The sequence below is a fragment of the Embleya sp. L77 genome (genome assembly GCF_055557415.1).
The window spans coordinates 4,728,293-4,752,966 of the sequence record NZ_CM145709.1 but is presented as its reverse complement, the minus strand read 5'-3'; the positions used below and the strand labels follow the sequence as shown (position 1 = coordinate 4,752,966).

At 70.9% G+C, this 24,674-nt stretch carries 19 protein-coding genes; 8 read left to right on the top strand and 11 right to left on the bottom strand.

Features of this window, described 5'->3' with window-relative positions; genetic code table 11:
* Window positions 1–3: 3 nt before the first annotated feature.
* From ACZOOI_RS20400 to hrcA, 5 genes are all read right to left on the bottom strand, one after another.
* Window positions 4–366 carry an HIT domain-containing protein gene (locus tag ACZOOI_RS20400; protein WP_465277191.1) on the bottom strand — a complete coding sequence of 121 codons (363 nt, stop codon included), beginning with the start codon at window positions 364–366 and terminating at the stop codon, window positions 4–6.
* A 72-nt stretch (window positions 367–438) separates the two neighbouring features.
* Entirely contained in the window at window positions 439–1,179 is a 741-nt protein-coding gene (locus tag ACZOOI_RS20395; protein WP_465277190.1) for a 16S rRNA (uracil(1498)-N(3))-methyltransferase, read from the bottom strand.
* A complete protein-coding gene (locus ACZOOI_RS20390) occupies window positions 1,176–2,243 on the bottom strand; it encodes an NAD(P)H-dependent flavin oxidoreductase (protein ID WP_465277189.1) in 1,068 nt (355 codons plus the stop codon). The genes ACZOOI_RS20395 and ACZOOI_RS20390 overlap by 4 nt, the downstream gene beginning before the upstream one ends.
* Window positions 2,244–2,439: 196 nt before the next feature.
* Window positions 2,440–3,570 (bottom strand): molecular chaperone DnaJ, encoded by a 1,131-nt coding sequence (gene dnaJ / locus ACZOOI_RS20385; RefSeq protein ID WP_391582851.1) that lies wholly within the window; start codon window positions 3,568–3,570, stop codon window positions 2,440–2,442.
* A gap of 2 nt (window positions 3,571–3,572) precedes the next feature.
* A complete protein-coding gene (gene hrcA, locus ACZOOI_RS20380) occupies window positions 3,573–4,589 on the bottom strand; it encodes a heat-inducible transcriptional repressor HrcA (protein WP_078979500.1) in 1,017 nt (338 codons plus the stop codon).
* Window positions 4,590–4,739: 150 nt separating this feature from the next.
* On the opposite strand from hrcA, the gene ACZOOI_RS20375 reads away from it, so the two are divergent.
* From ACZOOI_RS20375 to ACZOOI_RS20365, 3 genes are all read left to right on the top strand, one after another.
* Entirely contained in the window at window positions 4,740–5,495 is a 756-nt protein-coding gene (locus ACZOOI_RS20375; RefSeq protein WP_465277188.1) for an MBL fold metallo-hydrolase, read from the top strand.
* Between the two features lie 29 nt (window positions 5,496–5,524).
* Window positions 5,525–6,355 carry a DUF3097 domain-containing protein gene (locus ACZOOI_RS20370; protein WP_465277187.1) on the top strand — a complete coding sequence of 277 codons (831 nt, stop codon included), beginning with the start codon at window positions 5,525–5,527 and terminating at the stop codon, window positions 6,353–6,355.
* Window positions 6,356–6,417: 62 nt separating this feature from the next.
* The gene (locus ACZOOI_RS20365) at window positions 6,418–7,623 is read left to right on the top strand and encodes a WD40 repeat domain-containing protein (RefSeq protein ID WP_465277186.1); all 1,206 of its coding nucleotides are present in this window, start codon (window positions 6,418–6,420) and stop codon (window positions 7,621–7,623) included.
* 1 nt (window position 7,624) lies between these two features.
* Here ACZOOI_RS20365 and ACZOOI_RS20360 read toward each other — a convergent pair whose 3' ends face one another.
* Both ACZOOI_RS20360 and ACZOOI_RS20355 read right to left on the bottom strand, forming a co-directional pair.
* Window positions 7,625–7,801: a hypothetical protein gene (locus ACZOOI_RS20360; RefSeq protein ID WP_465277185.1), complete on the bottom strand. Its 177-nt coding sequence runs from the start codon at window positions 7,799–7,801 to the stop codon at window positions 7,625–7,627.
* Between the two features lie 107 nt (window positions 7,802–7,908).
* A complete protein-coding gene (locus ACZOOI_RS20355) occupies window positions 7,909–8,802 on the bottom strand; it encodes a phenylalanine 4-monooxygenase (protein WP_465277184.1) in 894 nt (297 codons plus the stop codon).
* Window positions 8,803–9,117: 315 nt separating this feature from the next.
* Here ACZOOI_RS20355 and ACZOOI_RS20350 point away from each other — a divergent pair, with 315 nt between their 5' ends.
* The 4 genes from ACZOOI_RS20350 to ACZOOI_RS20335 are packed head-to-tail and all read left to right on the top strand — an operon-like array spanning window position 9,118 to window position 16,987.
* The gene (locus ACZOOI_RS20350) at window positions 9,118–11,145 is read left to right on the top strand and encodes a dynamin family protein (RefSeq protein WP_465277183.1); all 2,028 of its coding nucleotides are present in this window, start codon (window positions 9,118–9,120) and stop codon (window positions 11,143–11,145) included.
* Window positions 11,142–12,257 (top strand): cysteine peptidase family C39 domain-containing protein, encoded by a 1,116-nt coding sequence (locus ACZOOI_RS20345; protein ID WP_465277182.1) that lies wholly within the window; start codon window positions 11,142–11,144, stop codon window positions 12,255–12,257. Before ACZOOI_RS20350 ends, ACZOOI_RS20345 begins: the two co-directional genes overlap by 4 nt.
* A gap of 43 nt (window positions 12,258–12,300) precedes the next feature.
* The gene (locus ACZOOI_RS20340; RefSeq protein ID WP_465277181.1) at window positions 12,301–14,985 is read left to right on the top strand and encodes a dynamin family protein; all 2,685 of its coding nucleotides are present in this window, start codon (window positions 12,301–12,303) and stop codon (window positions 14,983–14,985) included.
* Window positions 14,986–15,013: 28 nt separating this feature from the next.
* Window positions 15,014–16,987, top strand: coding sequence for a dynamin family protein (locus ACZOOI_RS20335; RefSeq protein ID WP_391582859.1), 1,974 nt, complete (start codon window positions 15,014–15,016; stop codon window positions 16,985–16,987).
* A gap of 79 nt (window positions 16,988–17,066) precedes the next feature.
* On the opposite strand, the gene hemW is transcribed toward ACZOOI_RS20335, so the two are convergent.
* The 3 genes from hemW to lepA all read right to left on the bottom strand — a co-directional run bounded on the left by hemW (window position 17,067) and on the right by lepA (window position 22,485).
* Window positions 17,067–18,287, bottom strand: a complete 1,221-nt coding sequence (gene hemW / locus ACZOOI_RS20330) for a radical SAM family heme chaperone HemW (protein WP_465277180.1) — start codon at window positions 18,285–18,287, stop codon at window positions 17,067–17,069.
* A gap of 80 nt (window positions 18,288–18,367) precedes the next feature.
* Window positions 18,368–20,245: an AMP-dependent synthetase/ligase gene (locus ACZOOI_RS20325; protein WP_465277179.1), complete on the bottom strand. Its 1,878-nt coding sequence runs from the start codon at window positions 20,243–20,245 to the stop codon at window positions 18,368–18,370.
* Window positions 20,246–20,631: 386 nt separating this feature from the next.
* The gene (gene lepA, locus ACZOOI_RS20320) at window positions 20,632–22,485 is read right to left on the bottom strand and encodes a translation elongation factor 4 (protein ID WP_391582862.1); all 1,854 of its coding nucleotides are present in this window, start codon (window positions 22,483–22,485) and stop codon (window positions 20,632–20,634) included.
* 461 nt (window positions 22,486–22,946) lie between these two features.
* Here lepA and rpsT point away from each other — a divergent pair, with 461 nt between their 5' ends.
* Entirely contained in the window at window positions 22,947–23,213 is a 267-nt protein-coding gene (rpsT, locus tag ACZOOI_RS20315) for a 30S ribosomal protein S20 (RefSeq protein WP_020553196.1), read from the top strand.
* 275 nt (window positions 23,214–23,488) lie between these two features.
* Here the strand turns inward: rpsT and holA are convergent, their stop codons facing one another.
* Window positions 23,489–24,478 carry a DNA polymerase III subunit delta gene (gene holA / locus ACZOOI_RS20310; RefSeq protein WP_465281247.1) on the bottom strand — a complete coding sequence of 330 codons (990 nt, stop codon included), beginning with the start codon at window positions 24,476–24,478 and terminating at the stop codon, window positions 23,489–23,491.
* Window positions 24,479–24,674 lie beyond the last annotated feature (196 nt).

Here is a 24,674-nt window from a genome sequence, read left to right as displayed (position 1 = left end):
CGACTAGCCGGGAGGCCAGCTCAGCCCGCGACCGCCGAGGAGGTGCGCGTGCACGTGGAAGACGGTCTGCCCGGCGCCGGTACCGGTGTTGAAGACTATCCGGTAACCCGCCTCGGCGAGGTCCTCGGCGGCTGCGACGACCGCCGCCTCGGCGAGCAGGGCGCCCGCCAGTTCGGGGGCCTCGGCGCCCAGTTCGCCCGCGTTGGCGTAGTGCGCGCGCGGGATGACCAGGATGTGTGTGGGTGCCTGCGGGTTGATGTCCCGGAAGGCCACCACGTCCTTGGTCTCGTGGACGATCGTGGCCGGGACGTCGCCGGCGAGGATCTTGCAGAACAGGCAGTCGGCCTGGGGTTCCCCCGCAGCCATGGGTGCCTCCATCGGGTCCGAGTCGATCACGGGCGGTCGCCTCGATCGTAGTCAGGTGTACCGCGCGACGCGTCAGCTCCAGCGGCCGGAGCGGGCCAACAACACGGACGCGGCCGAGACGCCGGCCGTGGAGGTGCGCAGTACGGTCGGGCCCAGACGGTACGCGCTCGCGCCTGCCGCGGCGAACGCGGCCAGTTCGTCCGGCGACACCCCGCCCTCGGGGCCGACCACCAGGACCAGGTCGCCCTCGGTCGGCGTGGCGGCGGTCGCGATCGGCGCGTCGGCCGACTCGTGCAGGACGCCCGCGAACGCGGCGGCGCCGAGCAGCGCGGCCACCTGGCGCGTGCTCATCTGCTCGGTGACCTCGGGCAGGTGCAGCCGGCGGGCCTGCTTGCCCGCCTCGCGGGCGGTCGAGCGCCACTTGGCCAGCGCCTTCGCGCCGCGCTCGCCCTTCCACTGGGTGATGCAGCGGGCGGCGGCCCAGGGCACGATCACATCGACGCCGACCTCGGTCATCGTCTCCACCGCGAGTTCGCCGCGGTCGCCCTTGGGCAGTGCCTGGACCACCACGATCCGGGGGGCGGGGGCGGGTTCCTCGGTGCGCGAGTCGACGTCGACGTAGAGCGTGTCCTTGCCCTCGGTGCGGTTGACCGTGCCGTGCACGGCCAGTCCGGCGCCGTCGGCCAGGACGATCGGCTCACCGGCGACGAGGCGGCGCACCGTGACGGCGTGTCGACCCTCGGCGCCGTCCAGGACGACCTGCCGGCCGTGCCGGATGGCGTCGCCGGGGGCGAGGAAGACGGGGGCGCTCAAGCACGTGCCTTTCGGGCGGCGGCCATCTCGTCGACGAGCCGGTTGATCACCTCGGCGGCGGGCTCCTCGCGGGCGAGGCGCCAGCCCTGACCGGCCCACAGGGCCAGGCCGTCGGCCTCGCCCCGGGCGGCGGCGGCCTTGCGGATCGGCGAGACCAGGTGGTGGACGTAGGGGTAGACCCCGGGGGCCTCGGCCTCGTGACGGGCCACGAAACCGTTGCGCAGTCCCCGGGCCCAGCGGCCGGAGAACGCGCGGGTGAGCACGCTGCGGTCGAAGGCCGGATCGGCCAGCGCGGCCTTGTGCGCGGCGGGCGCGACGGCTTCCGGGCAGCGCAGGAAGGCGGTGCCCAGCTGGGCGGCACTCGCGCCGGCGAGCCGCACCGCCTCGATCTGCCGGCCGGTCATCAGGCCGCCGGCGGCGATCAGCGGCAGTTCGGTCTCGGCGGCGATCAGCGTGAGCAGGGTGAGCAGGCCGTACGGGGCGGGGTGGTCCGGATTGGCGAAGCCGCCCTGGTGCCCGCCCGCCTCGGCGCCCTGTACGCACAGCGCGTCGACCCCGGCATCGGCGGCGACGCGGGCCTCCTCGGGCGTGGTGACGGTGGCCACGGTCAGCGTGCCGGCGGCCCGCAGCGCGGTGATCGCGGCGGGGTCGGGCAGGCCGAAGGTGAAGCTCACCACCGGGACCGGGTGGGCGAGCAGCAGCGCGAGCTTGGCGTCCCAGTCGTCGCGTTCCGAGCCGGGGGCGGGTGTGCCGACGGTGCCGCCGTAGTGCGCGGCGGCCCGGGCCAGCGACGCCGCGTAGCGCCGGGTGAGCTCGTCCTGGGCGCGGGTGGGAGCGGGGTGCGGCATGAACGCGTTGACCCCGAACGGCGCATCGCCGATCAGCGCGCGCAGTTCGTCGATCTCGGCGGCCAGCGCGTCGGCCGAGCGATACCCGGCGGCCAGGAAACCGAGCCCGCCCGAGTGGATGACCGCCGCCGCGAGGGCGAAGCCGGCCGCACCGGCCATCGGCGCCTGCACGATCGGCAGCGCGGTCAGCCGGGTGGGGTCGGTGGTCGTCGGCATCATGCTCCCCGTTCGCTCGGAGGACGGCTCGGTCGCCTCACCCGAGCAAGCCTAGGACGTGTCCGCGGCCGGAACTCGCGCCGCCGCGGATTCGTCCGCATGCGCCGGACGGGCCGATTTCGGCCCGTCCGGCGCATGCGGACATCACGACACACCCACCGAACACCCGTGCGCGCTGCGCATGCCGCGCATCGGTTCAGCGACCGTTGAACGCGTCCTTGAGGCGGGAGAACAGGCCCTGCTGGCCCGGCGTGAACTGGCCGGAGGGCCGTTCCTCGCCGCGCAGCTTGGCGAGCCGCCGCAGCAGCTCCTCCTGCTCGGGGTCGAGCTTGCTCGGCGTCTGCACCTCGACGTGCACGACCAGGTCGCCCCGGCCGCCGCCGCGCAGGTGGGTGATGCCACGGCCGTGCAGCGGGATCGACTGGCCCGACTGGGTGCCGGGGCGGATGTCGATCTCCTCGGTGCCGTCCAGCGTCTGCAACGGCACCTTGGTGCCCAACGACGCCGCCGTCATCGGGATGGTGACCGTGCAGTGCAGGTCGTCGCCGCGCCGCTGGAACGTGGTGTGCGGGACCTCGACGATCTCCACGTACAGGTCGCCGGCCGGTCCGCCGCCGGGGCCGACCTCGCCCTCGCCCGCGAGCTGGATCCGGGTGCCGCTGTCCACGCCCGCCGGGATCTTGACGGTGAGCGTGCGCCGCGCGCGGATCCGCCCGTCGCCCGCGCACTCGGGGCACGGGTGCGGGACCACGGTGCCGAAGCCCTGACACTGCGGACACGGCCGCGACGTCATGACCTGGCCCAGGAAGGACTTGGTGACCTGGCTGACCTCGCCGCGCCCGCGACACATGTCGCAGGTCTGCGCCGAGGTACCCGGGGCCGCGCCCTCGCCGTTGCAGGTATTGCACGTGACGGCGGTGTCCACCTGGATTTCCCGGGTGGTGCCGAACGCGGCCTCTTCGAGGGTGATCTCGATCCGGATCATCGCGTCCTGGCCGCGGCGCGTGCGCGAGCGCGGTCCGCGCTGGCTGGCCTGGCCGAAGAACGCGTCCATGATGTCGCTGAAGCCGAAGCCGGCCTGGCCGAAGCCACCGCCCGCGCCGCCCCCGGAGGACAGCGGGTCGCCGCCGAGGTCGTACATCTGTCGCTTCTGCGGGTCCGAGAGGACCTCGTAGGCGTTGTTGATCTCCTTGAACCGGTCCTGCGTCTTCGGGTCCGGATTGACGTCCGGGTGCAGCTCCCGAGCGAGCCGGCGGAAGGCCTTCTTGATTTCCTCCGGGGTGGCGTCCCGCCGCACCCCGAGGACCTCGTAGTAATCGGTAGCCAACTCTACGACTCCGCGAGGATCTGTCCGACGTACCGTGCCACGGCGCGCACCGCTCCCATCGTTCCGGGGTAGTCCATTCGGGTCGGCCCGAGCACCCCGAGCTTCGCCAGCGTTTCCTGCCCACTGCCGTATCCGACGGCGACCACCGAGGTCGCGGCCAGTCCTTCGTGCATGTTCTCGTGTCCGATCCGCACGACCATGCCCGGGTCGGTCGCCTCACCCAACAGGCGCAGCAGCACGACGTGTTCCTCGAGTGCTTCGAGGACCGGGCGGATCGTGTTCGGGAAATCCATGCCGAAACGGGTCAGGTTGGCCGTCCCGGCCAGGACGACCTTCTCTTCCTTGTGCTCGACCAGGGTGTCGAGCAGGGTGGCCAGGATGTCCGCCACGATCGGCCGTTCCTCGGCGGTGAACGGCTCGGCGAGATCCTGGACCAACAACGGCACATCGGCGAACCGCTTGCCGGTGATCCGACTGTTCAGTCGCGCGCGGACGTCGGCCAGCAGGTTCTCGCCGACCGGGCCCGGCGTGTCCATCACCCGCTGCTCGACCCGACCCGTGCTGGTGATCAGCACGAGCATCACGCGCGTGGGCGCCAGGGTGAGCAACTCGACGTGCCGGATCGTCGAGCGGGTCAGCGAGGGGTACTGCACGACGGCGACCTGATGGGTCAGCTGCGCCAGCAGCCGCACCGTCCGGCCCACCACGTCGTCCAGGTCCACCGCGCCGGCCAGGAAGGTCTGGATCGCCCGGCGCTCGGCGCCCGACAGCGGCTTGACGCCCGCGAGCCGGTCGACGAACAGCCGGTAGCCCTTGTCCGTGGGCACGCGGCCGGCGCTGGTGTGGGGCTGCGTGATGTAGCCCTCCTCCTCCAGCGCGGCCATGTCGTTGCGAATGGTGGCCGGGGAGACCCCGAGGTTGTGTCGGTCCGCGAGCGCCTTGGAACCCACCGGCTCCTGGGTCGCCACATAGTCCTGCACGATGGCACGCAGCACGTCCTGCTTGCGATCGTCGAGCATGGTGCGCACCTCCCTGACCCGTTCTTCCACCCGTTGCCGCGTCCCGTCGGCGGTGGTTCGTCCCACTGGTTGGCACTCCGTCCCGCCGAGTGCCAGTGTACGGGTCACCCGATCCGGACCGTACCCCCGAGTCCGTGCCAAGGTTGACGCATGCTACGCGCCGAACAGCCGAAACACGCCACCTGGGAGCCGATCGCACCGGGCGTCCTGCGCCGCCGGCTGCCCGGCTTGGAACTGAATGTGGCGGTCGTCACTGGTCGCGACGGGATCCTGCTCGTGGACACAGGTTCGCACGACCACGAGGCCGCCGACCTGCTGGCCTCGCTGGCCCGCGAGCTGCCCGCGCACGGATTGCCCGACCGGGTGGTCGCGGTGGTGAACACACACGGTCACTTCGACCACTGCTACGGCAACGACGAGGTGCTGCGCGCCTTCCCCGACGCCGAGGTCTGGGGCCACGCGGATCTGCCGGCCTATCTGGAGCGGTACGCCGACGCCGGCCGGGCGAGCGGCATCTCGCACGGCTTCGACCCGGAGCTGATGAACGCCGCGCGGATCGTGCCGCCGACCCGCACGGTGACCCGCGAGCAGCCGGTGACCCTGGACCTGGGCGGGCGCGAGGTGGTGCTGTACGCGCCGGGCCGCGGACACACCGACCACGATGTGGTCGTGCACGTGCCCGACTGCGGCGTGCTGATCGCCGGCGACATGGTGGAGGAGAGCGGGCCGCCGGTGTTCGGCTCGGACGCGTTCGCCGCCGAGTGGAGCGATTCGCTGGCCCGGGTCCGGGCGCTGGACGCGAGTGTCTGGCTGCCCGGACACGGTGCGGTGGTGGACGAGGAGTTCGTGGTCCGCCAGAACCGTCTGCTGGCCGAGATCGCCGCCGGGCGCGTCGTACCGGACTGACGCACCGTCACCCGGCTAGCGTCACTCTCATGCGCAGCTATGGACCCGAGTCGCTGATCCCGGGATGGAAGAAGGACAAGCCCGTCCCCGAGGTCGAGGCCGAACGCGATCTGGTGGTGGAGGAGGCGTCCACCGGCTTCTGTGGTGCGGTGGTCCGGGTGGAGAAGACCCCGGAGGGGTTCACCGTCACCCTGGAGGATCGGCACGGCCGGCTCCGGGTCTTCCCGCTGGATCCGCGCGGGTTCCTGATCGACGGCGAGGTCGTCACCCTGGTCCGACCGCGTACGCCCGGACCCGCGCGCACTCCCGGGCGGACCGCGTCGGGTTCGGTGGCGGTCCGGGGCGCCCGGGCCAGGGTGGCGCGGGCCGGCCGGATCTATGTGGAGGGCCGGCACGACGCGGAGTTGGTCGAGCGGGTGTGGGGCGACGACCTGCGGATCGAGGGCGTGGTCGTGGAGTATCTGGAGGGCGTCGACGATCTTCCGGCGCTGGTGCGCGAGTTCGCGCCGGGCCCGGGTCGCCGGCTGGGCGTGCTGGTGGACCACCTGGTGCCCGGCTCGAAGGAGAGCCGGATCGCGGCGCAGGTGACCGGCGATCAGGTGCTCGTGGTGGGACACCCCTATATCGACGTGTGGCAGGCGGTCCGGCCGGCGTCGGTGGGCATCGCGGCGTGGCCGGACGTACCGCGCGGCGTGCCGTGGAAGGAAGGGGTCTGCGCGGCGCTCGGCTGGCCGGTGGATCCGCCGCAGGCATGGCGTCGCATCCTCGCGGCGGTGGATTCGTACCGCGATCTGGAGCCGGCGCTGCTGGGGAAGGTGGAGGAACTGATCGATTTCGTGACTTCCCCGTCCGAGGCGTGAGACGCGTCGGCCGCCCGGTGCCCGTTTCCCGGCCGCGGTGTTCGCCGCGCTAGCGTGCTCCGATGCGACAGGAACAGGTCACGCTCGTGCTGCCGGACTCGGCCGGCCCCAAGTACCGGAGATTCGGCGTGTCCGGCGCCGAGTTCGTCCGGGCCGCGTGGTCTGGGAACGGGACGGCCCGGGAGACGCGCAAGGAGTTCGCGGACCCGGCCGCCGCCGTGGTCGCGCTGCGGCGGGAGGCGGGCAAGGCGCTGCGGGCCGGGTTCGTCCGGCTGGGCGGGGCGGAGGATCCGGTGGCGCTGGAGTTCATGCCGCCGGGCAAGACCTCGTCGCGGGCGCTGGATCTGCATCCGGACGGGCACACGGTGCTGATCGCCTACGACGGTGCGATCCGTCTCGTGGACGTGGCCACCGGGGTTCGGCGCACGGTGCACGCGGTGCCGACGGCCGAGCGGCTGACCGGCATCGACAGCGTGTTGTTCGACGCGACGGGAACGGCCGTGGTCTACACGGTCGGCGGCGCCACGCGTCGGCTCGACCTGACCACCCTGCGCGAGGAACAGCTCGCCTGTTACCGGCAGTTCGAGGATGCGCTGTTCAATCCGTACACCGTGCAGCCGTCCTGGGACGCGGCCCGCCGACGACTCGTGGTGTTCGACGCCGGCGACCGGGTGCGCGTCCTGGACGCGGCCGGCACGCAGGTGTTCGAGATTTCGACGCAGTCGGCGACCACCGAGTGCCGGGGGGCCGCGCTGTCGCCTTCGGGCCGGTTGTTGGCGGTGTGGCGGGTCAGCCGCGGGGTGGTCTACGGGCACCGGGACGCGACCGACGATCCGACCAACGAGGTCGAGGTGTGGGACGTGGAGACCGGTCGCCCGACCGCTCGGGTGCCGCTCGCCTGGGAGATCGGCAACCTCGGCTTCGATCCGAGCGAGACCCTGCTCCTGGTCAACCAGAGGCGGGTGAACGGGCCGTTCGCCCTCTCGATCGACACCGGCGAGCCGGCCTGGCACTTCACCAACCCGCACCACCCGAACGGCTGGGCCACGTGCTACGCGTGGGCCTACTCGCCGGACGGCCGGCGGATTGCGATCGGCGGCCACCGCACGGGCGCGCTGCACGTGTACGACGCGAACCTGCGCGAGGCGTCCGGCCGCCCGCTCCCCGGCTACGACGACCAACGCGTACGCCGCCTGGCCTTCTCCACCGACGGCACCCTCCTGGCCACGGGCGGCGACTTCGGCCGGGTATTCGTACGGCGGGTGTGAATCAGGCGAACCTCGCGGTGCTCAGCGCCATCGAAAACGGCTCGGGCAGATCGAGCGGGCGCCCGAACGGTCTGACCTGGATCCCGTCGACCAATTCGGGCCGCAGGTCGGGTGGGGTGTCCAGTTCGTGGAACACCTCCAGGAGGATGACTGCCTGGGTATCGAGCCCTTGTGTCATCACGCGCCTCCCGGGGTGTCGACCCGAGATTACGAGCAGTTCGGTCGGGTGATCGAAGAGTTGATCTTCGATCACCCGACCGAGTGAACGACCGCGTGAGGAGGGGCCTACGGCGTCTTCGCCGACGCCGTCAGGGCGGCGATCGAGTCGTCGGTGCACGTGGCCCAGAAGGCGCCGACGAGGTCCTCCAGGTGGGTCATCGAGCGGGCCGCGTACAGGATGTCCTGGTAGTGGGTGATGTCGTACTGCATCGTGCCCATCGCCACCAGGTCCAGTTCGCGGATGTCGACGGTGCGGAACTCGCGGATCTCGCCGTAGGACGACAGGATGCCCGCGCCGTAGGCCTTGAGGGCGCCCCCCTCGTGCATGACGCCGAACTCCAGGGTGAACCAGAAGACCTTCGAGACGAACTCCAGCGCCTCGCGGCTCTCCACCCGCCGGGCCGCCTCGCCGGCCACCCGGTACAGCGCGGCGAACCGGTCCGAGGCGAGCATGTTGGCGTGCCCGATCACCTCGTGGACGACGTCCGGCTCGGGTGTGTACAGCGGCACGCTGTGGTGGCGGATGTACTGGGTCGAGTGGAAATACGAGTCGGCCAGTGATCCGTAGAAGTCGCGCAGCGGGACCAGACCGGCCGCGGGCAGGTAACGGAAGCCGGTGAGCGGTTGCAGTGCGCCGCTGACCTCCTCCAACTGGGGGATCCGGTCGGTCGGCAGTTTCAGCCGCGCGGCGCCCTCCAGGTAGTCCGAGACCGCGTACTCGGCGTGGGAGAGGGACAACTCGTGCGAGACGAGGCGCCAGACCTCGTGCTCCTCCTCGGTGTACCCGACCTCCGGGATCGGGTCGCCGCGCCGGTGGTCCAGGGCCAGCTCCGCGATCCGATTGCGGCGCTCGCGGTACACCGCGTCCGCGAACCCCGGGTGGCTGCGGGACAGCTCGACCTCGACGCCGCCGTCGGCCCTACGGGTGACCGGGGCCAGATACTGGGCCTCCTCGAACATGCCATCTCCTGATCGCATCGGAATCGACTCGCCGGACGAGCCGAGGCACCCACACGCAACCAGTATGCGTCGAATTCGCACCATTCGTACCGATCGGGCCGGATGGGACGACGACGTGGATCAGGTGCGAGGGATCGCCTCGGCGCCTATATCGCACCATTCCGACGGCCGTCTCACAAGGGCCACAGAGGTTCCACGGATCGGTCCGGCCGGCATGCCGATCAACCGAGACGGGATTCCGGACCTCGTGACAGGATCGCCCGTACATCGGGGAGGGCACCGTCGGGAGGGGGCGCGGTGGTGGATTCTCGCGGCATGGCCGGGGATCGTTCGAAGCGACGCGATGTGGTCGAGGCGCTCACCGAGACCTCCGACCACCTCGACTTCGCACTCGCCATGGTCCGCCGCATCGTCGGCGATCAGGAGCGACTGACCCAACTGACCGAGCGCATCCGCGAGATCGAGACGCGCCTGCGCGACGACCGGTACTACCTCGCCGTGATCGGCGAGTTCTCGGCCGGCAAGAGCACCTTCATCAACGCGCTGCTGGCCGAGGACCTGCTGCCCACCTCGGCGCTGCCCACCACGGGCGCCGCGACCAGGATCACCTACGGTGACGAATTCTCCGTCGAGGTGCGCTTCAACGGCGACGGCATCCGCTACGTCTACCCCTCCGGGCGGTACACCGGCGCGGCCAGTCCGCTCGGCCGGATGCTCGCGCATCTCGCCCCGGACGTGCCCGTTCCCGACGACACGGCCGGCATCCTGCGGCTGCTCACCGCCGACGACACGATCGCGCCACGGGTACAGAGCCTGGAGGTCCGCCACCCCGCCGACGCACTGCGCGACGGGTTGGTGATCATCGACACGCCCGGCACCAACGCCCGTGTCGGACACACCGAGATCACCCGCGCGGTGATGCGCGACATCGCCGACGTCGCGGCGGTGCTCACCGCGTCCACGTCGCCCTCGCCGGTGTCGCTGGCCGAGTTCCTGACCGACGCGCTCGACCCCGGGCAACTGCGCCGCTGCATCGTCCTGGTCACCAAGATGGATCACATCGACGAGGACGAACGCGAGGACCTGCTCGCGCACGTCCGGCAGCGGTTCGCCCGGATGCTGGGTACGGCCGACCCGGTGGTCGAACCGGTCGCCGCCGAGCCGGTGGTCCGGCTCGCCTCCGGACGACCGCTGCGTGGGCCGGAACAGGCCTATTGGGCCGAGGAGTTCCCGCGCACGGTGGCCCGACTCCGGGACCTGATGCAGCGTCAGCGCATCGTCGCGGTGTCCGACCACCTGCTGCGGCTCCTGGAGGACCTGCTCGACGAACTGCGCCGCGAGGTGACCCTGGCCGAGCAGCGGCTGGACGCGGAGGAGGCCGAACTCGCGGACGCCCGCATCGCCGACATGGCCGCGTTCGTCCGAGCCCAACACGGCGAGACCGCGCGCCTGCTCGGGGCCGGCGCCCAGCGTGCCCAACAGGCGGTCGGCGGCATGGCCCCGCAGTGGTGGCGCTACACCCAGGCCGAGATCGACCACGCGCTCGACCGCGCGGAAACCCCGGACGAACTGCGCGCGGTGATCGCGGTCCGCGCGCCGGAACTGATCCGGCAGGGCCTGCCCCGGATCGGCGACATCGTGCAGCAGGCCGTCACCGGCGCGCTGGCCACCGCCGCCGAGAGCGCCCGGTCGGCCGCCGACGCCGCGTTCGAGGCGGCGTACCGCAAGCTCGGCGCGATCCACCGACCGGCCGGACCGGACCCGGTCACCGTGCTGACCGGGCATCAACTCGCGGACGCGGCGATGCGCGCCTATCAAGACTCGGTCACCGGGGTCACCCAGCAGATCCGCGCCGTGCGACTGGACCCGGCCACCCCGCGCACCCCCGGCGCGCGGATCGGCGGCGCCCTGGACCAGTGGTTCGGCGGCGCCCGAAACGGCGACCCGGGCGCGCCCTCCGGCCGGGCCGGCTTCGGCGGATTCATGGCCAAAGTGGCCGATTCGCTGTCATCCACGGACATGACGGCTCTGCGGAACCGCGCACGCGCCGAAATGCATCAGACACTGCGAACCGTCGCCGACGGTTTGTCCCGACAGATCGACGAGGCCGTCGGCACGGCCACGACGCACTACTCGCTGGACGTCTCACAACACGTGGACCGCTACCGGGCCAGGTACGAGGCGACGGTCGCCGAACTGGTGACCGAGCATCACCGCCGTGAGGATATTCTCGCGGCTCGCAGAAGCCTGTTGCAGGACGCGGACAGGCAGACGGAACGGCGCCGCGACACGGTGAACAACCAACGCGAGCGCCTCACACGCCGGGGGGAATTCGGCAGATGAGCGACTACACGCACGACGACGACCTGTTCGCGGTGGTCTCCGACGACACCGTCGACACACTGGACACCGCCGACGGGGGCACTGCGGCGGCACCACTGTGGGAGACCGACGCGGGCGGCGAGAGCAACGGCGGTACCTACCCCGACTCCACTCTGCCGTACACGGACCCGAACTTCGATCCGCTCAACGACCCGAACTACGACCCGTTCCGCGCGGACAGCGACGGCGACGGCAGGATCGACGCGTACGACCCGCACATGTTCGACCCCAACGACAACAACGAGCCCGCCCCCACGCCCAGTCGGCAGTGGTACGACGACCAGGTCGCCAACGACCCGTACGCCGATCCCTACGGCGACCCGTACGCGGACCCCTACGGCGACCCGTACGGCATGGATCCCTACGGCGAGCCGCAGGGCAACGACCCGTACGCGGATCCGGCGAGCTACCCGGGCACGGGCAACACCGAGCCCGGCGTGCCCGCCGCGTGGGGCGCGGTCTCCGACGAGCAGGGCAACTGGGAGTACCACGCGCCGAACAACTGGACGCCGGCACAGTTCGACGGCTTCGGCGACCCGGTCGGCGACGCGCAGTACTGGCAGCAGCAGGTCAGCCCGACCAGCTGCGCGGTGGTCTCCCAGGGGATGATCCTGGAGAAGCTCACCGGCCTGCCGCTGGACGAGAACGCGCTGATGACCGAGGCCCAGCAGGCCGGCATCTACGACCCCGAGAACGGCACCAGAACCGACGACATCGGCAAGCTGCTCGAAATGCACGGTGTGGACACCGACATGGTGCCGGGCGCCGACATGCGGCAGATGCTCGACGCGCTGGAGAAGGGCGACCAGGTCATCGTCGCCCTGGACGCGCAGGAGATCTGGTCCCCGATGCAGGACCCGGCCACCGGTGCGCCGCTGGAGCAGGACCCCACGATGGGACACGCCGTGTGGGTCACCGGCATCGACACCCAGCCCGACGGCTCGGTCTACGTCCTGCTCAACGACCCGGGTGCGCCGTTCGGCCAGACCGAGCCGATTCCGCTGGCGGACTTCGTCAACGCGTGGCAGGACCGGGACACCACGATGATCGTCGCCCACCCGACGCACGCCTGATCGTTCGACATCACAACGGATTCGATGGGAGTAGGGACAACACATGTCGTTCGATCGTGAACACGTGCTGCGCCAGGCCGCGCAGGTACAGCCGCGCCGCCGCCCGGGCGTCGCGGGCCTGTTGAGCGGGATCCACCGCAGCGACGAGCTGCGCGGCTGGGTCACCATGGAATCGGTGGCACTGCCGCCGGTGCCCGAACGGATCGCGAACGGCTGGACGTTGTGGAGCCTGATCGGGGTCGGCAAGGCCGTCCCCGGGCGCCGCGAACTGCCGATCCACCCGGTGTGGGGCGCGGTCCAGTGGGGCTGGCCGTCCGAGGACGTGCTGCGGCACGTCAAGCTGACCGAGTTGCCCGAGGTCGCCGCGTCGGTGGAAGCCACCATCGGGGACGAGGCCGCCTGGGCGCTGTCCATGCAGCCGGAGGCGCTGGCCGAGCGGGCCCGCTTCTTCCAGTCGCTGGGCCGTTTCCTGGCCGACCCCGACGCGGACGCGAAGGGCGGCCCGAAGATCCTCGCCGGGCTCTACGCGCGGGTGATGCCCGCCGGTGCGGTGGCCGCGTACCACCGACTCGTGCCGAGCACGGCCTCGTGGCTGCGTGCCGGTGCACCGCGTGAGGCGGCCGCGCGGCGCGACTCGGGCGACTCGCCCACCGGCCGACCCGGCCCGTCGGGGCAGACGGCGGACCGGAGGCAGGCCCCGGCTCCGGGTCCGCGCCCGGCGGGCGATGCTTCGACTGCTCCGGGGCCGAACCCGGGCTGGGCGGGTCGCCTCGCGGGTGGCCCGTCCGGCGCGGGTGGGTCGTCCGGCGCGGGTGGGTCGGCGGCACCGGCCGCGGCGCCGGCTGCCGCTCGGATTGCCCCGGCGGCTCAGGTCGCGCCCGTGATGCCGGCTCCGCGTACGCCCGCGCCGGCCGCCGCCGTGCCCGCCGGGTCGGTGACCAGTCTGGTCAAGCAGGCGCCGTCGGCCACCACGCTCGGCCGGCGGATCAACGACGCGCAGGCGATCGCCGGCGACTTCGGCCTGGACGCCATCGCCGCCGAACTCGACCGGTTGCGGGCCCGGATGCGCCGGCCAGGTCTGCGGATCGCGGTGGTGGGCGAATTCGGCCGCGGCAAGTCCTCGCTGATCAACCGGCTGCTCGGCGCCCCGGTGCTGCCCGAGGGTCGGCACACCCCGGTCCCGCTGGTGATCGCCGCCGGACCGGAACCGCGGCTGGAATTGCAGTTCGCCGACGGGCGGGCCGAAGCCAGGCCGGCGGTGTCCGCGTCGTGGGACGAGGTGCACCGGCTGAGTGAGCCCCAGGATCCGGACCAGGCCCGACTGGTCGGCGTGCGCGTGCTCGTCACCGAACCGGAACTGGCCCGACTGGACGTCGAGTTGGTGGACACGCCGGGCGTCAACGCCGGGCGCGGCAAGGGCACGGACGCCGAGGAGCACGACCGCCGGACCGAGGACCTGGTCCGGCGCACCGTCGCGGCCAGCGACGCGGTGCTGATGGTGGTCTCCGCGAGCGCGCCGCTCGGCCTGTCCGAGACCGCGTTCCTGGAGGAGGAGGTGATCGCCCGGCATGTGCCGCGGATCACCGTGGTGGTGTCCAAGCTGGACACCGTCGACGAGGACGAGCGCGAGGACATCGTCGACTACCTCGGCGGCCGGGTGCGCCGTATCTCGCCGACCCTGCAGGTGCTCGCCGGCCCGCATCGCGAGGACGTCTCGCCGGTGGCCGGCGTGATCGAGCGGATCACCGAGTACACCACCTCCGGCGGCCGGCGCAGCATGCGCTCGCGGCAGACCGCGGGCCAACTGCTCGCGCTGCTGGAGGAGATGGCCCAGGTGGGCCGGGACGGCCTGGCCGCGGCCGAGCTCGGTGCGGCCGAACGACAGCGCGCCGTCGAGCAGTCCGAGGTGGAGATCGACCGGATGTCCGCCGAGTGGGGCAAGGTCCGGGTCGAACTCCAGCAGCGGCGCACGCAGACCGCGGAGAAGTTCCGCGAGCACCTCCAACTCTCGCGCGGCGACCTGTTGGACACGCTGCGCTACGAAATGGAGCGTGCGCCCGACCCGCGGACCTGGTGGGAGCGCGACCTGCCGTTCCGACTGCGCCGCGAACTCACCGCGCTGGCCAAGAAATTCGAGGCCCAGCTGCATTCCAGCGTGCAGGCCGACGTGCAGTGGCTGGACGCGAAGATGAAGCTGCACTTCGGACGCGGCAGCGGATACCGGCTGGAGAAGGTCGAGCAGCTGTCCACCGAGTTCGAACTCGGCGAGGCGGAGGCGCTGGGCCTGAAGGACCTCAAGAGCCGCAAGCTCGCCTGGCGGATCGGCCCGACCGGCCTCGCCGTGCTCGGCGCGCTGCTGATCCCGCTCACCGGCGGCGCCTCCGCGCTGCCGATGGGCGCCGGCATGGCCGCCTCGGCGGGCGGCATGGTGCTCGGCGAGGTCAAGTCGACGTCGCTGACCGAGGGGCAGCGCGCGCAGGCGATGAAGGCCCTGGAGCCGATGGTCGAGGAGGTGCTCGGCGGCTTCTCCGAGGAGGTCTCCAAGCGCCTGCACACGCTCTACGCCGGGGTGATGGACGAGGCGGTGCGCGGCCAGAAGGCATGGCGGAGCGATCGACAGACCGCGCTGGCCAAGGTCGGCACCGATGGACCCGCATGGCAGGATCTCGTCTCGCGCAGCGAGCAGCTCGGGGTCCAGCTCGACACCATGCTGGGCGCCAGAGGCTGAGCAGCCGTCGAGGAGGGGAGCGTTCAGGGTGGACAGGGGTCATGGGGCGGCCGACGGGGCCTACGCGGGTTACGGCGCGTGGCGGGCACGGCAGGAGACCCTGGTCGGCCTGATCGACCGGCTCACGCCGATCGTGGCCGGACTGCGGATCGGTGCGGGCGTCAAGAAGTTGGACTCGTTGAAGCAGCGGGCCGCGTCCGAGGCGTTCAAGGTGATGATCGTCGGCGAGTTCAAACGCGGCAAGAGCACGGTGATCAACTCGATGCTCGGCGAGAAGGTGCTGCCCTCCTTCGCGCGTCCGTGTACGGCGATCATCAACGAGGTGACGTGGGGTGACACCCGCTCGGCACTGATCTATCCGCTGGAGGCGGACGGCACGGCGGGCGACCCGCTGACCGTCGGCGTGGACGAGATCGCCGACTACGTCACCATCGGCGCGGACGACGACAACACCCCGAACCCGTACGAGCGGGCCGTGGTGCGCTGGCCGCTCGAACTGTGCCGCAACGGCGTCGTGGTGGTCGACTCGCCGGGCCTGAACGAGGCCCCCGAGCGCGAGAAGGTCACCCTGAACTACCTCGAACAGGCCGACGTGCTGGTGTTCGTGGTGGACTGCCAGGCCGCGATGTCGCGCAGCGAACAGCTCTTCCTGGACGTGCACGTCAAGGCGCGCGGGCACGAGGACGTGTTCTACGTCGGGAACAAGATCAATCTGGTCGAGGAGGAGGAGCGCGAGGACGTGCAGCGGGAGATCCGCAAGCGCCTCTCCCCCTACCTCTCCCGCCCGGACCGGGTCTTCTTCGTCAACGCCCGCGCCGCGCTCACCGGCCGGCAGAAGGGCGACCCGGACCTGCTGGCCGGCTCCGGGATGCCCGAACTGGAGCGCGGTCTGGAGGACTTCCTGACCCGCGAGCGCGGCCGGGCCAAGATCCTCTCGCCCGCCCGGGAGCTCAAGTACCTGCTGATCGAGGCGCGCGAGCAGATCGACCGCAAGGAGGCGCTCCTGACCCAGGACGTCGAGGAGTTGCGGGCCACCTACGAGCGGGTCCAGGGTCCGCTGACCCGGCTGGAGCAGAATCGGCGGGTGATCGTCGCGCAGATGGAGGAGCACCTGCGCGAGACCCGCGGCGAAGTCGAGGCCGCGACCCGGCGGTTCATGGACCGGGTCGCCGCGAACATCCCGAACTGGGCGCAGGAGTACGACCCGAGCAACACCATCGGCGCCAATCCGTTCAACGCGCGCGAGAAGATGGAGGCGGCGGTCAAGGAGATCACCGACCATCTCTCCGGGCGGGTCCAGGTCGAGTTCGCGCAGTGGCAGGAGAGCGAGCTCAAGCCGCTCGTCGCGCGTCGCGTCGAGGACATGGAGCGGATGATCGACGACGACGTGAAGCAGTTCGTCACGCGGATCGACGAGATCCGTGCGTCGCTCACCGCCGGCCCGGTCGGCACCGACGAGGACGGCAAACCCTCGACGCCGATCGAGCGGTTGCTCGCGGACGCGGTCAGCTTCGTGCTCGACCCGGCGACCGCGGTCTCCGGCGGCAAGTTCAACCTCAGGTCGATGCTCACCGCGCTCCTGCCGCAGATCGCGGTCGGCACGGCGGCGTTCCTGGTCGGCCTGGGCCCGTTCGTGATCCTCGGCGCGGTGCTCGGCTCGACCGTGTTCAAGGGCGCGCTCCAGTTGAACAAGGCCAACCGCCGACTCAAGGAGCAGGTCGCCGAGCAGGTCCAACTGGAACTGCGCAAGCAGGCCGACACCGACGTGACCAACCTGGGCGAAGAGGTGGTCAAGCAACTCCGCAAGATGCGCGACGCGATCGCCCAGGGCCTGGACGCGGAGATCAAGTCGATCCGCGACGAGGTGGGCGCGGCCCTGCGCACCAAGGAACAGGGCGAGTCGGATGCCAAGCGCGAAGGCACCGAAATGCGCCGCTACGCCCAGGAACTGAACCGCATCGACGAATCCCTGGCCGACCTGATCATGGACGTGGCGATGTAGCCATGGACCCCGTCACCGACCACCGGCCGGGCCGACCACAGCCCGGCCGGCGTTCGAGGCCGAAGGCGCCGATCGACTCCTAGTCGACCAAATCCCGCACGACGGCGTCGGCCAACAACCGCCCGCGAAGCGTAAGGACCGCCCGATCCCCCGGACGGGGCTCGAGCAGGCCATCGGCCACGGCCCGGTCCGCCGCCTTGCGCCCCACCTCCGTCAGGAGCGAGCGCGGGACGCCGTCGGACAGCCGCAGTTCCAGCAGGATCCGCTCGACCCGGCGATCCTCCGCGGTGAGCAGCTCGCGCGCCTGCGCGGGAGACGTGCCCGCGGCCAGCCGCTGCGCGTACGCGGCGGGATGCCGGACGTTCCACCACCGCACACCACCCACGTGGCTGTGCGCACCGGGCCCCGCACCCCACCAGTCGGCGCCGGTCCAGTACAGCTCGTTGTGCCGGCAGCGCGCGGCGGCATCGGTCGCCCAGTTGGACACCTCGTACCAGCCGAGCCCGGCGCCGGTGAACGCCTCGTCCGCCATCAGGTATCGGTCCGCGAGCACGTCGTCGTCCGGCATCGGCAGCTCGCCGCGACGCACCCGGCCGGCCAGCCGAGTACCCTCCTCGACGATCAGCGCATACGCCGAGACGTGGTCGGGACGGGCACCGAGCACCGCGTCCAGCGAGGCCCGCCAGTCGTCGTCGGACTCCCCCGGCGTGCCGTAGATCAGGTCCAGGTTGACGTGCTCGAACCCGGCCGCGCGCGCGTCGGCCACGCACTGCTCGGGCCGACCCGGGGTGTGCCTGCGGTCCAGGATCTGCAACACGTGCCGGCGCGCGCTCTGCATGCCGAACGACAGCCGGTTGAAGCCGCCCGCGAGCAGGGTGTCCAGATAGGCCGGATCCACCGACTCGGGATTGGCCTCGGTGGTCACCTCGGCCCCGGCGGCGAGGCCGAACTCGTCCCGGATCGCGCCCAGGATCCGGGCCAGGTCCGAAGCCGGCAGCAGGGTGGGCGTGCCGCCGCCGAAGAACACCGTCTCCACCGGCCGGTCCACCTCGCCCAGCAACCGCCGGGCCATCCGGATCTCGGCGATCGCGTCGTCCGCGTACGACCCCTGCGAAGCCGATCCGCCCAGCTCGGTCGCGGTGTAGGTGTTGAAGTCGCAGTAACCGCACCGTGACGCGCAGTAGGGCACGTGCACGTAGAAGCCGAACGGGCGACTCGCGCCCGCGAACTCGGCGAGTGCGGACGCGGGCAGCGAACCGTCTTCGGGCACGGGCAGACCGTCGGGGGGTGCGGAGGGCATCTTCCCATTGTCCACGAGCCGGCGACCGGGCCCGGCGGCCGGCGTGCCCCGGGGTCGGGTGGCCGGCGCACCCCCGGGGCTCAGGTGACCAGCGTGCCCTTGTACATCTCCTCCAACAGTTCCGCGTACTGCCGCTCCACCGCCCGCCGCTTGACCTTGAGGCTGGGCGTCAGCTCACCGTGCTCGACGCTCAGGTCGCGCGGCAGGATGGCGAATTTCTTCACCGTCTGCCAGCGCTGGAGGCCGGCGTTGAGTTCGTCGAGACAGTCGGCGATGAGCGCGCGGACCTCGGCGCTGCCGGCCAGTTCCTCGTACGACTTGTCCCGCAGTGCCGGCCGGTCGGCAGCCCAGCCCCGGATCGCGTCCGGGTCCAGGGTGATCAGCGCGGAGCAGAAGTTGCGGCCCTCGCCGTGCACGAGGATGTTGCTGACGTACGGGCACATGCCCTTGAACCGGCCCTCGATCTCACTGGGCGCCACGTACTTCCCGCCGGACGTCTTGATCAGGTCCTTCTTGCGGTCGGTGATGCGCAGGAAGCCGTCCTCGATCACCGCGATGTCGCCGGTGCGCAGCCAGCCGTCCTCGGTGAGCACCTCGGCGGTGGCCTCGGGGTCGTTGTGATAACCCTGCATCACCGCCGGCCCGCGCACGAGCAGCTCGCCGTCCTCGGCGATGCGCAACTCGGAGCCGGGCAGCGCCAAGCCGACGGTGCCGATGCGGTGCGCGTCGTAGCGGTTGACCGAGCTGCCCGCGCTGGCCTCGGTCAGGCCGTAGCCCTCCAGGATGGGGATGCCGATCGCGTCGAAGAACTCCGCGACGTCGGGCGAGAGCGCCACACTGCCGGAGATACAGCCCTTGAGCCGGCCGCCGAACAGGTCGCGCAGCTTGCCGAAGACGAGCCGGTCGGCCAGTCGGTACTTGGCGTTCAGCAACGCGGAGGGGGTGCGACCGGCCTGCCGGGTCTGGGACATCTCCCGGCCGACGCCGACCGCCCACCGGAAGATCTTGTACTTGAGCCCGCCCTCGGCCCGCATCCGCATGTGCACGGAGTTGTACACCTTCTCGAACACCCGCGGCGCGGCGGCCATGAAGGTCGGCCGCACGATCGGAAGGTTGGTGATCAGCTTGGGAATCCGACCGTCGATCGCGGTCGGGTAGCCGATCCGGATCTGGCCGGACATCATCACCTTGCCGTAGCAATGCGCGAGCGGCAGCCACAGGTACTGCAGTTCGTCCGGGTCGGTCAGCCCCATCGCGGCCTGCGCGGCGGCCTGATAGGCCCATGTGTCGTGCGCGAGCCGAACGCCCTTGGGCCGGCCGGTCGTCCCGGAAGTGTAGATCAATGTCGCGAGCTGGTCCCGGGTGATCGCGGCGACCCGGGTCTCGATCAGGTCGGGCTCCTTCTCCAGCCGGGCCCGGCCGAGTTCCTCCAGGTCGGCGAGGGTGATCACCCAGTGGTCGGCGCCGCCGTCGTCGTTGTCGGGCGCGTGGTCGAAGACGACGACCTTGCGCACCGCGCCGAGGGCGGCCCGCTCGCCGCGCAGCTTGGCGAGTTGCGCGTCGTCGGCGACGAAGGCCAGCACACTGCCGGAGTCGGCCAGGATGAAGGCCGCCTCGTCGGCGTTGGTGGTCGGATAGACGGTGGTGGTGGCCGCGCCGGCGCACATGATGCCCAGGTCCGCGAGCACCCAGTCGAGCCTGGTCTCGGCGACGATCGCGACCCGGTCCTCGGGCTCGACCCCCAGCACCACCAGACCGGCGGCGATCGCCTTGGCCCGGTCACCGGCCTGCCCCCAGGTAAGCGAACGCCATTCCTCGCGGTCGCCGTCGCCCACTGCCACCGGGTGCCGATACGCCTCACGTTCGGGCGTCGCGCGAATGCGCTCCAGAAAGTCCACGGCGATGGACGGCGGGCGATTGTCGATGCCGACTGACTCTGGACTCACTGCGGCCTCCATGTCCTGGGCGAGTTGCAGCCTGGGCGAGTTGCAGCCTGGGCGAGTTGCAGCCTGGGCGAATTGCAACCTGGGCGGATCTCGGGGAGTGCTGGCGATGCCGAGTACTGGTGTCGATACCGGTATCCACGGCGACGAGAGCCGGATATCGGCAGCGGACGGAGTGCAGGGGGTTCGGTATAGCGGGAGTAAAAACAAAGCGGGTGCATCGGGTTGTGCCCGATGCACCCGCAACGTACGCCGCCACAGGGCTACGCGGTAGTAGCTTTGCCCGGATCCGCCTGCGAATCGCGTCGCCACACCCCGCCGGCCGACCCGGCCGTGCCCTGCCTGCCGCTCCCGCTCCCTGCCTCCGCGCCCTGCGTACCGCTACTTCCCGCCGCCGTCGGCTACTTCTTGCCGCCGCTGTCGTCGGTGGACAGCGCCGCGATGAAGGCCTCCTGCGGCACCTCCACGCGGCCGACCATCTTCATCCGCTTCTTGCCTTCCTTCTGCTTCTCCAGCAGCTTGCGCTTGCGGCTGATGTCACCGCCGTAGCACTTGGCGAGCACGTCCTTGCGGATCGCGCGGATGTTCTCGCGGGCGATCACCCGCGCCCCGACCGCGGCCTGGATCGGTACCTCGAACTGCTGACGAGGAATCAATTCGCGCAGCTTCTTGGTCATCTCGACGCCGTAGTTGTACGCCTTGTCCTTGTGCACGATCGCGCTGAATGCGTCGACCGCCTCACCCTGGAGCAGAATGTCCACCTTGACCAGCGCGGATTCCTGCTCGCCGGTGGTCTCGTAGTCGAGCGACGCGTATCCGCGCGTCTTGGACTTGAGCGCGTCGAAGAAGTCGAACACGATCTCCGCGAGCGGCAGCGTGTAGCGCAGCTCGACCCGGTCCTCGGAGAGGTAGTCCATTCCGATCTGGACCCCGCGCCGGGTCTGGCACAGCTCCATGATCGTGCCGATGTACTCGCTCGGCGCCAGGATCGTGGCCCGCACCACCGGCTCGTGCACCTCGGCGATCTTGCCGCCGGGGAACTCGCTCGGGTTGGTCACGGTGTGCTCGGTGCCGTCCTCCATGACGACGCGGTACACCACGCTCGGCGCGGTGGAGATGAGCTCCAGGTTGAACTCGCGCTCCAGCCGCTCCCGGACGATCTCCAGGTGCAGCAGGCCCAGGAAGCCGCAGCGGAAACCGAAGCCGAGGGCGACCGAGGTCTCCGGCTCGTACACCAGCGCGGCGTCGTTGAGCTGGAGCTTGTCGAGCGCGTCGCGCAGCTCGGGGTAGTCCGATCCGTCCAGCGGATACAGACCGGAGAACACCATCGGCTTCGGGTCCTTGTAGCCGCCGAGCGCCTCGGTCGCACCGTGGTGCAGCGAGGTGATCGTGTCACCCACCCGGGACTGCCGAACGTCCTTCACGCCGGTGATGATGTAGCCGACCTCGCCGACGCTCAGGCCGTCGGAGGGCTTGGGCTCGGGCGAGATGACCCCGATCTCCAGGAGCTCGTGGGTCACCCCCGTCGACATCATCTGGATCCGCTCGCGCTTCTTCAGGTCGCCGTCGATCACGCGGACGTAGGTGACCACGCCCCGGTACGAGTCGTAGACCGAGTCGAAGATCATCGCGCGGGCGGGCGCGTCCTTGGCGCCGATCGGCGGCGGGACCAGGCGTACGCACTCGTCCAGCAGCTCGGCCACACCCACACCGGTCTTGCCGGAGACCTTGAGCACATCCTCCGGGTCGCAGCCGATGATGTGCGCGAGCTCCGCCGCGTACTTCTCGGGCTGGGCGGCCGGCAGGTCGATCTTGTTCAGCACCGGGATGATCTGGAGGTCGTTCTCCAGCGCCAGGTAGAGGTTGGCGAGCGTCTGCGCCTCGATCCCCTGCGCCGCGTCGACCAGGAGGATCGCGCCCTCGCAGGCCGCGAGCGAACGGGACACCTCGTACGTGAAGTCCACGTGGCCGGGGGTGTCGATCATGTTGAGGATGTGGATCTGGCCGTCGGGGGCCGTCCACGGCAGCCGCACCGCCTGCGACTTGATGGTGATTCCGCGCTCACGCTCGATGTCCATGCGGTCGAGGTACTGCGCGCGCATCTGTCGCGCATCGACCACACCGGTGATCTGAAGCATCCGGTCGGCGAGCGTCGACTTGCCGTGGTCGATGTGGGCGATGATGCAGAAGTTCCGGATCAGCGCCGGGTCGGTACGGCTGGGCTCCGGCACGTTCACTGGCGGGGTCGCGGGCACGCGGGCTTCCAGATTCTCGATCGGGTGGACTGGCGAGGGCTTGCGGGGGTCTTGCGGACTGCGGAATGCGGTCTTGCGGGGTCGTGCGGGGGTGTCCTGCGGTCCTGCGGGGGTCTTGCGGTGTCGAAGGTTCTACGTCCCGTGCAGGTCCTGCAGGTGGCACGTGGGATCGGTGTGGGATCCCCGGTGTTCCCTACATGGTCCCATGCGGCATGGGTGAGCCGTGTTGGTGGAGCCGGCCGAGCCTGTTCGGGTCGCCACCCACACGGGTGAACAGGGTGGGTATGGGCCGCGGACGGGGGCGGATCCGGCCGGGATCGCCGACCGTGTCGTGGGAGCCCGCCGATGACTGGTAATCTGATGGATCGCGTGTGGCGTACGTGTCTCTGCCACGCAAGTCAACGTCCGAACGGGCCCTCTCCCTGGATCGGATCCCGACCTAGTACTCAGAAGGCTCTTTCGTGGCGAACATCAAGTCCCAGATCAAGCGCAACAAGACGAACGAGATTGCGCGTCAGCGCAACAAGGCCGTCAAGTCGGAGCTCAAGACCTTCGTGCGCAAGGCGCGCGAGGCGGCCGAGGCCGGCAACGTCGAGCAGGCCGAGGCGCTCACCCGCCTCGCGGCCCGCAAGCTCGACAAGGCCGTCAGCAAGGGTGTCATCCACAAGAACCAGGCCGCCAACAAGAAGTCGGCGCTGGAGAAGCGTGTCGCGACGGCCAAGGCCTGATTCGCGCATCCGCACCGTGTGACACCCGAGCGCTTGCGCTCGTAGTGACTTCGAAGGCGCCGTCCCCGGATCTCTCGGGGGCGGCGCCTTTGTGGTGTCCGCGGGGCCGTGGCGTCCGCGGGGCCGTGGGGGGTGGGCCGTTGTGGTCGGCGGCGCCTGCGCGGCGGGCGACGCCTGTGGTGGGCGGCCGGTTGGGGCGGGCGACGTCTTCGCGCTTCGGATGGGGTGAGGCCGGGGCCGGGGCCGGGGCCGGGGTGGTGGGTCGAGGGCCCCGATCAGATGTTGCGGACCGTGGAGACCGTCACGACGGCCTTCTCCAACGCATAGGCCGGATCCGTACCACCACCCTTGACCGCCGCATCCGCGTCGGCGACGGCGCACAGCGCGCGCACGATGCCGTCCGGGGTCCAGCCGCGCAATTGTTGCCGCACCCGGTCCACCTTCCACGGGGGCATGCCCAGGTCGCGGGCCAGGTCGTTGGGCCGGGCATTGCGCGGGGCGGCCCCGACCCGAGCGATCTGCCGCACACTCTGCGCGAGCGCACTGGTGACCATGACCGGCGCGACACCGACCGAAAGCGCCCAGCGCAACTGCTCCAGCGCCTCGGCGGTACGGCCCTCGACGGTCTTGTCGGCGACGGTGAAGCTGGACGCCTCGGCGACCCCGCTGTAGTAACGCGCGACCACTTCCTCGTCGACCACGCCGTCGGTGTCCGCCATCAGCTGGCTGCACGCGGACGCCAATTCGCGCAGGTCGTTGCCGATCGCCTCGACCAGCGTGCGGCATGCGTCCTCGGTGAGCGAGCGGCCTGCGATCCGGAACTCGGACCGGGCGAACGCGACCCGATCGCCGACCTTGGTGACCTTGGGGCACGTGACCTCGCGCACGCCGACCTTGCGGACCGCGTCCAGGAGGTTCTTGCCCTTGGGGCCGCCGAGATGGGCGAGCACGAGCACGATCTCGTCGGCCGGATCGGCGATCAGCTTCTTGACCTCGCCGGCCAGGTCCGCCCCGAGGTCCTGCGCGGACCGGATCACGATGACCTTGCGCTCGCCGAACAACGACGGACTGGCCAACTCGGACAACATCCCCGCCTGCAGCGCACCCGGCGCGAGGTCGCGCACATCGGCATCGGGGTCCTGCGCCCGCACGGCGCGCACCACTTCGCCGATCGCCCGATCCACCAGCAATTCCTCGGGCCCGACGACAAGCGTCACAGGCGCGAGCGGGTCATCCTGCATTCTCCTGGCCACCCGACCAAGCATCCCACGCCCGACGGACACCGATCCCCCGACGCCGGGTGGTCACCACACACCCGAGGAGCGGCGGGTACCCACGCGGTCACCACGCCGAATTCGGACGGCGGCGCTGCTCGGCGGCGGACGGCGGCGGACGGGTTCGGCGGCGCCTGGTCGGTCGCCGTCGATCGGGACAGCACCCGCACAGGGCAGCGACTCGGGC

Coding starts and splice junctions, on each gene's coding strand:
- ACZOOI_RS20400 (WP_465277191.1), bottom strand. CDS start 366: ATGGCTGCGGGGGAACCCCAGGCCGACTGCCTGTTCTGCAAGATCCTC.
- ACZOOI_RS20340 (WP_465277181.1), top strand. CDS start 12,301: ATGTCGTTCGATCGTGAACACGTGCTGCGCCAGGCCGCGCAGGTACAG.
- ACZOOI_RS20345 (WP_465277182.1), top strand. CDS start 11,142: ATGAGCGACTACACGCACGACGACGACCTGTTCGCGGTGGTCTCCGAC.
- ACZOOI_RS20325 (WP_465277179.1), bottom strand. CDS start 20,245: ATGGAGGCCGCAGTGAGTCCAGAGTCAGTCGGCATCGACAATCGCCCG.
- ACZOOI_RS20350 (WP_465277183.1), top strand. CDS start 9,118: ATGGCCGGGGATCGTTCGAAGCGACGCGATGTGGTCGAGGCGCTCACC.
- hemW (WP_465277180.1), bottom strand. CDS start 18,287: ATGCCCTCCGCACCCCCCGACGGTCTGCCCGTGCCCGAAGACGGTTCG.
- ACZOOI_RS20370 (WP_465277187.1), top strand. CDS start 5,525: ATGCGCAGCTATGGACCCGAGTCGCTGATCCCGGGATGGAAGAAGGAC.
- ACZOOI_RS20375 (WP_465277188.1), top strand. CDS start 4,740: ATGCTACGCGCCGAACAGCCGAAACACGCCACCTGGGAGCCGATCGCA.
- ACZOOI_RS20390 (WP_465277189.1), bottom strand. CDS start 2,243: ATGCCGACGACCACCGACCCCACCCGGCTGACCGCGCTGCCGATCGTG.
- holA (WP_465281247.1), bottom strand. CDS start 24,478: ATGCTTGGTCGGGTGGCCAGGAGAATGCAGGATGACCCGCTCGCGCCT.
- ACZOOI_RS20355 (WP_465277184.1), bottom strand. CDS start 8,802: ATGTTCGAGGAGGCCCAGTATCTGGCCCCGGTCACCCGTAGGGCCGAC.
- ACZOOI_RS20365 (WP_465277186.1), top strand. CDS start 6,418: ATGCGACAGGAACAGGTCACGCTCGTGCTGCCGGACTCGGCCGGCCCC.
- hrcA (WP_078979500.1), bottom strand. CDS start 4,589: ATGCTCGACGATCGCAAGCAGGACGTGCTGCGTGCCATCGTGCAGGAC.
- ACZOOI_RS20360 (WP_465277185.1), bottom strand. CDS start 7,801: ATGACACAAGGGCTCGATACCCAGGCAGTCATCCTCCTGGAGGTGTTC.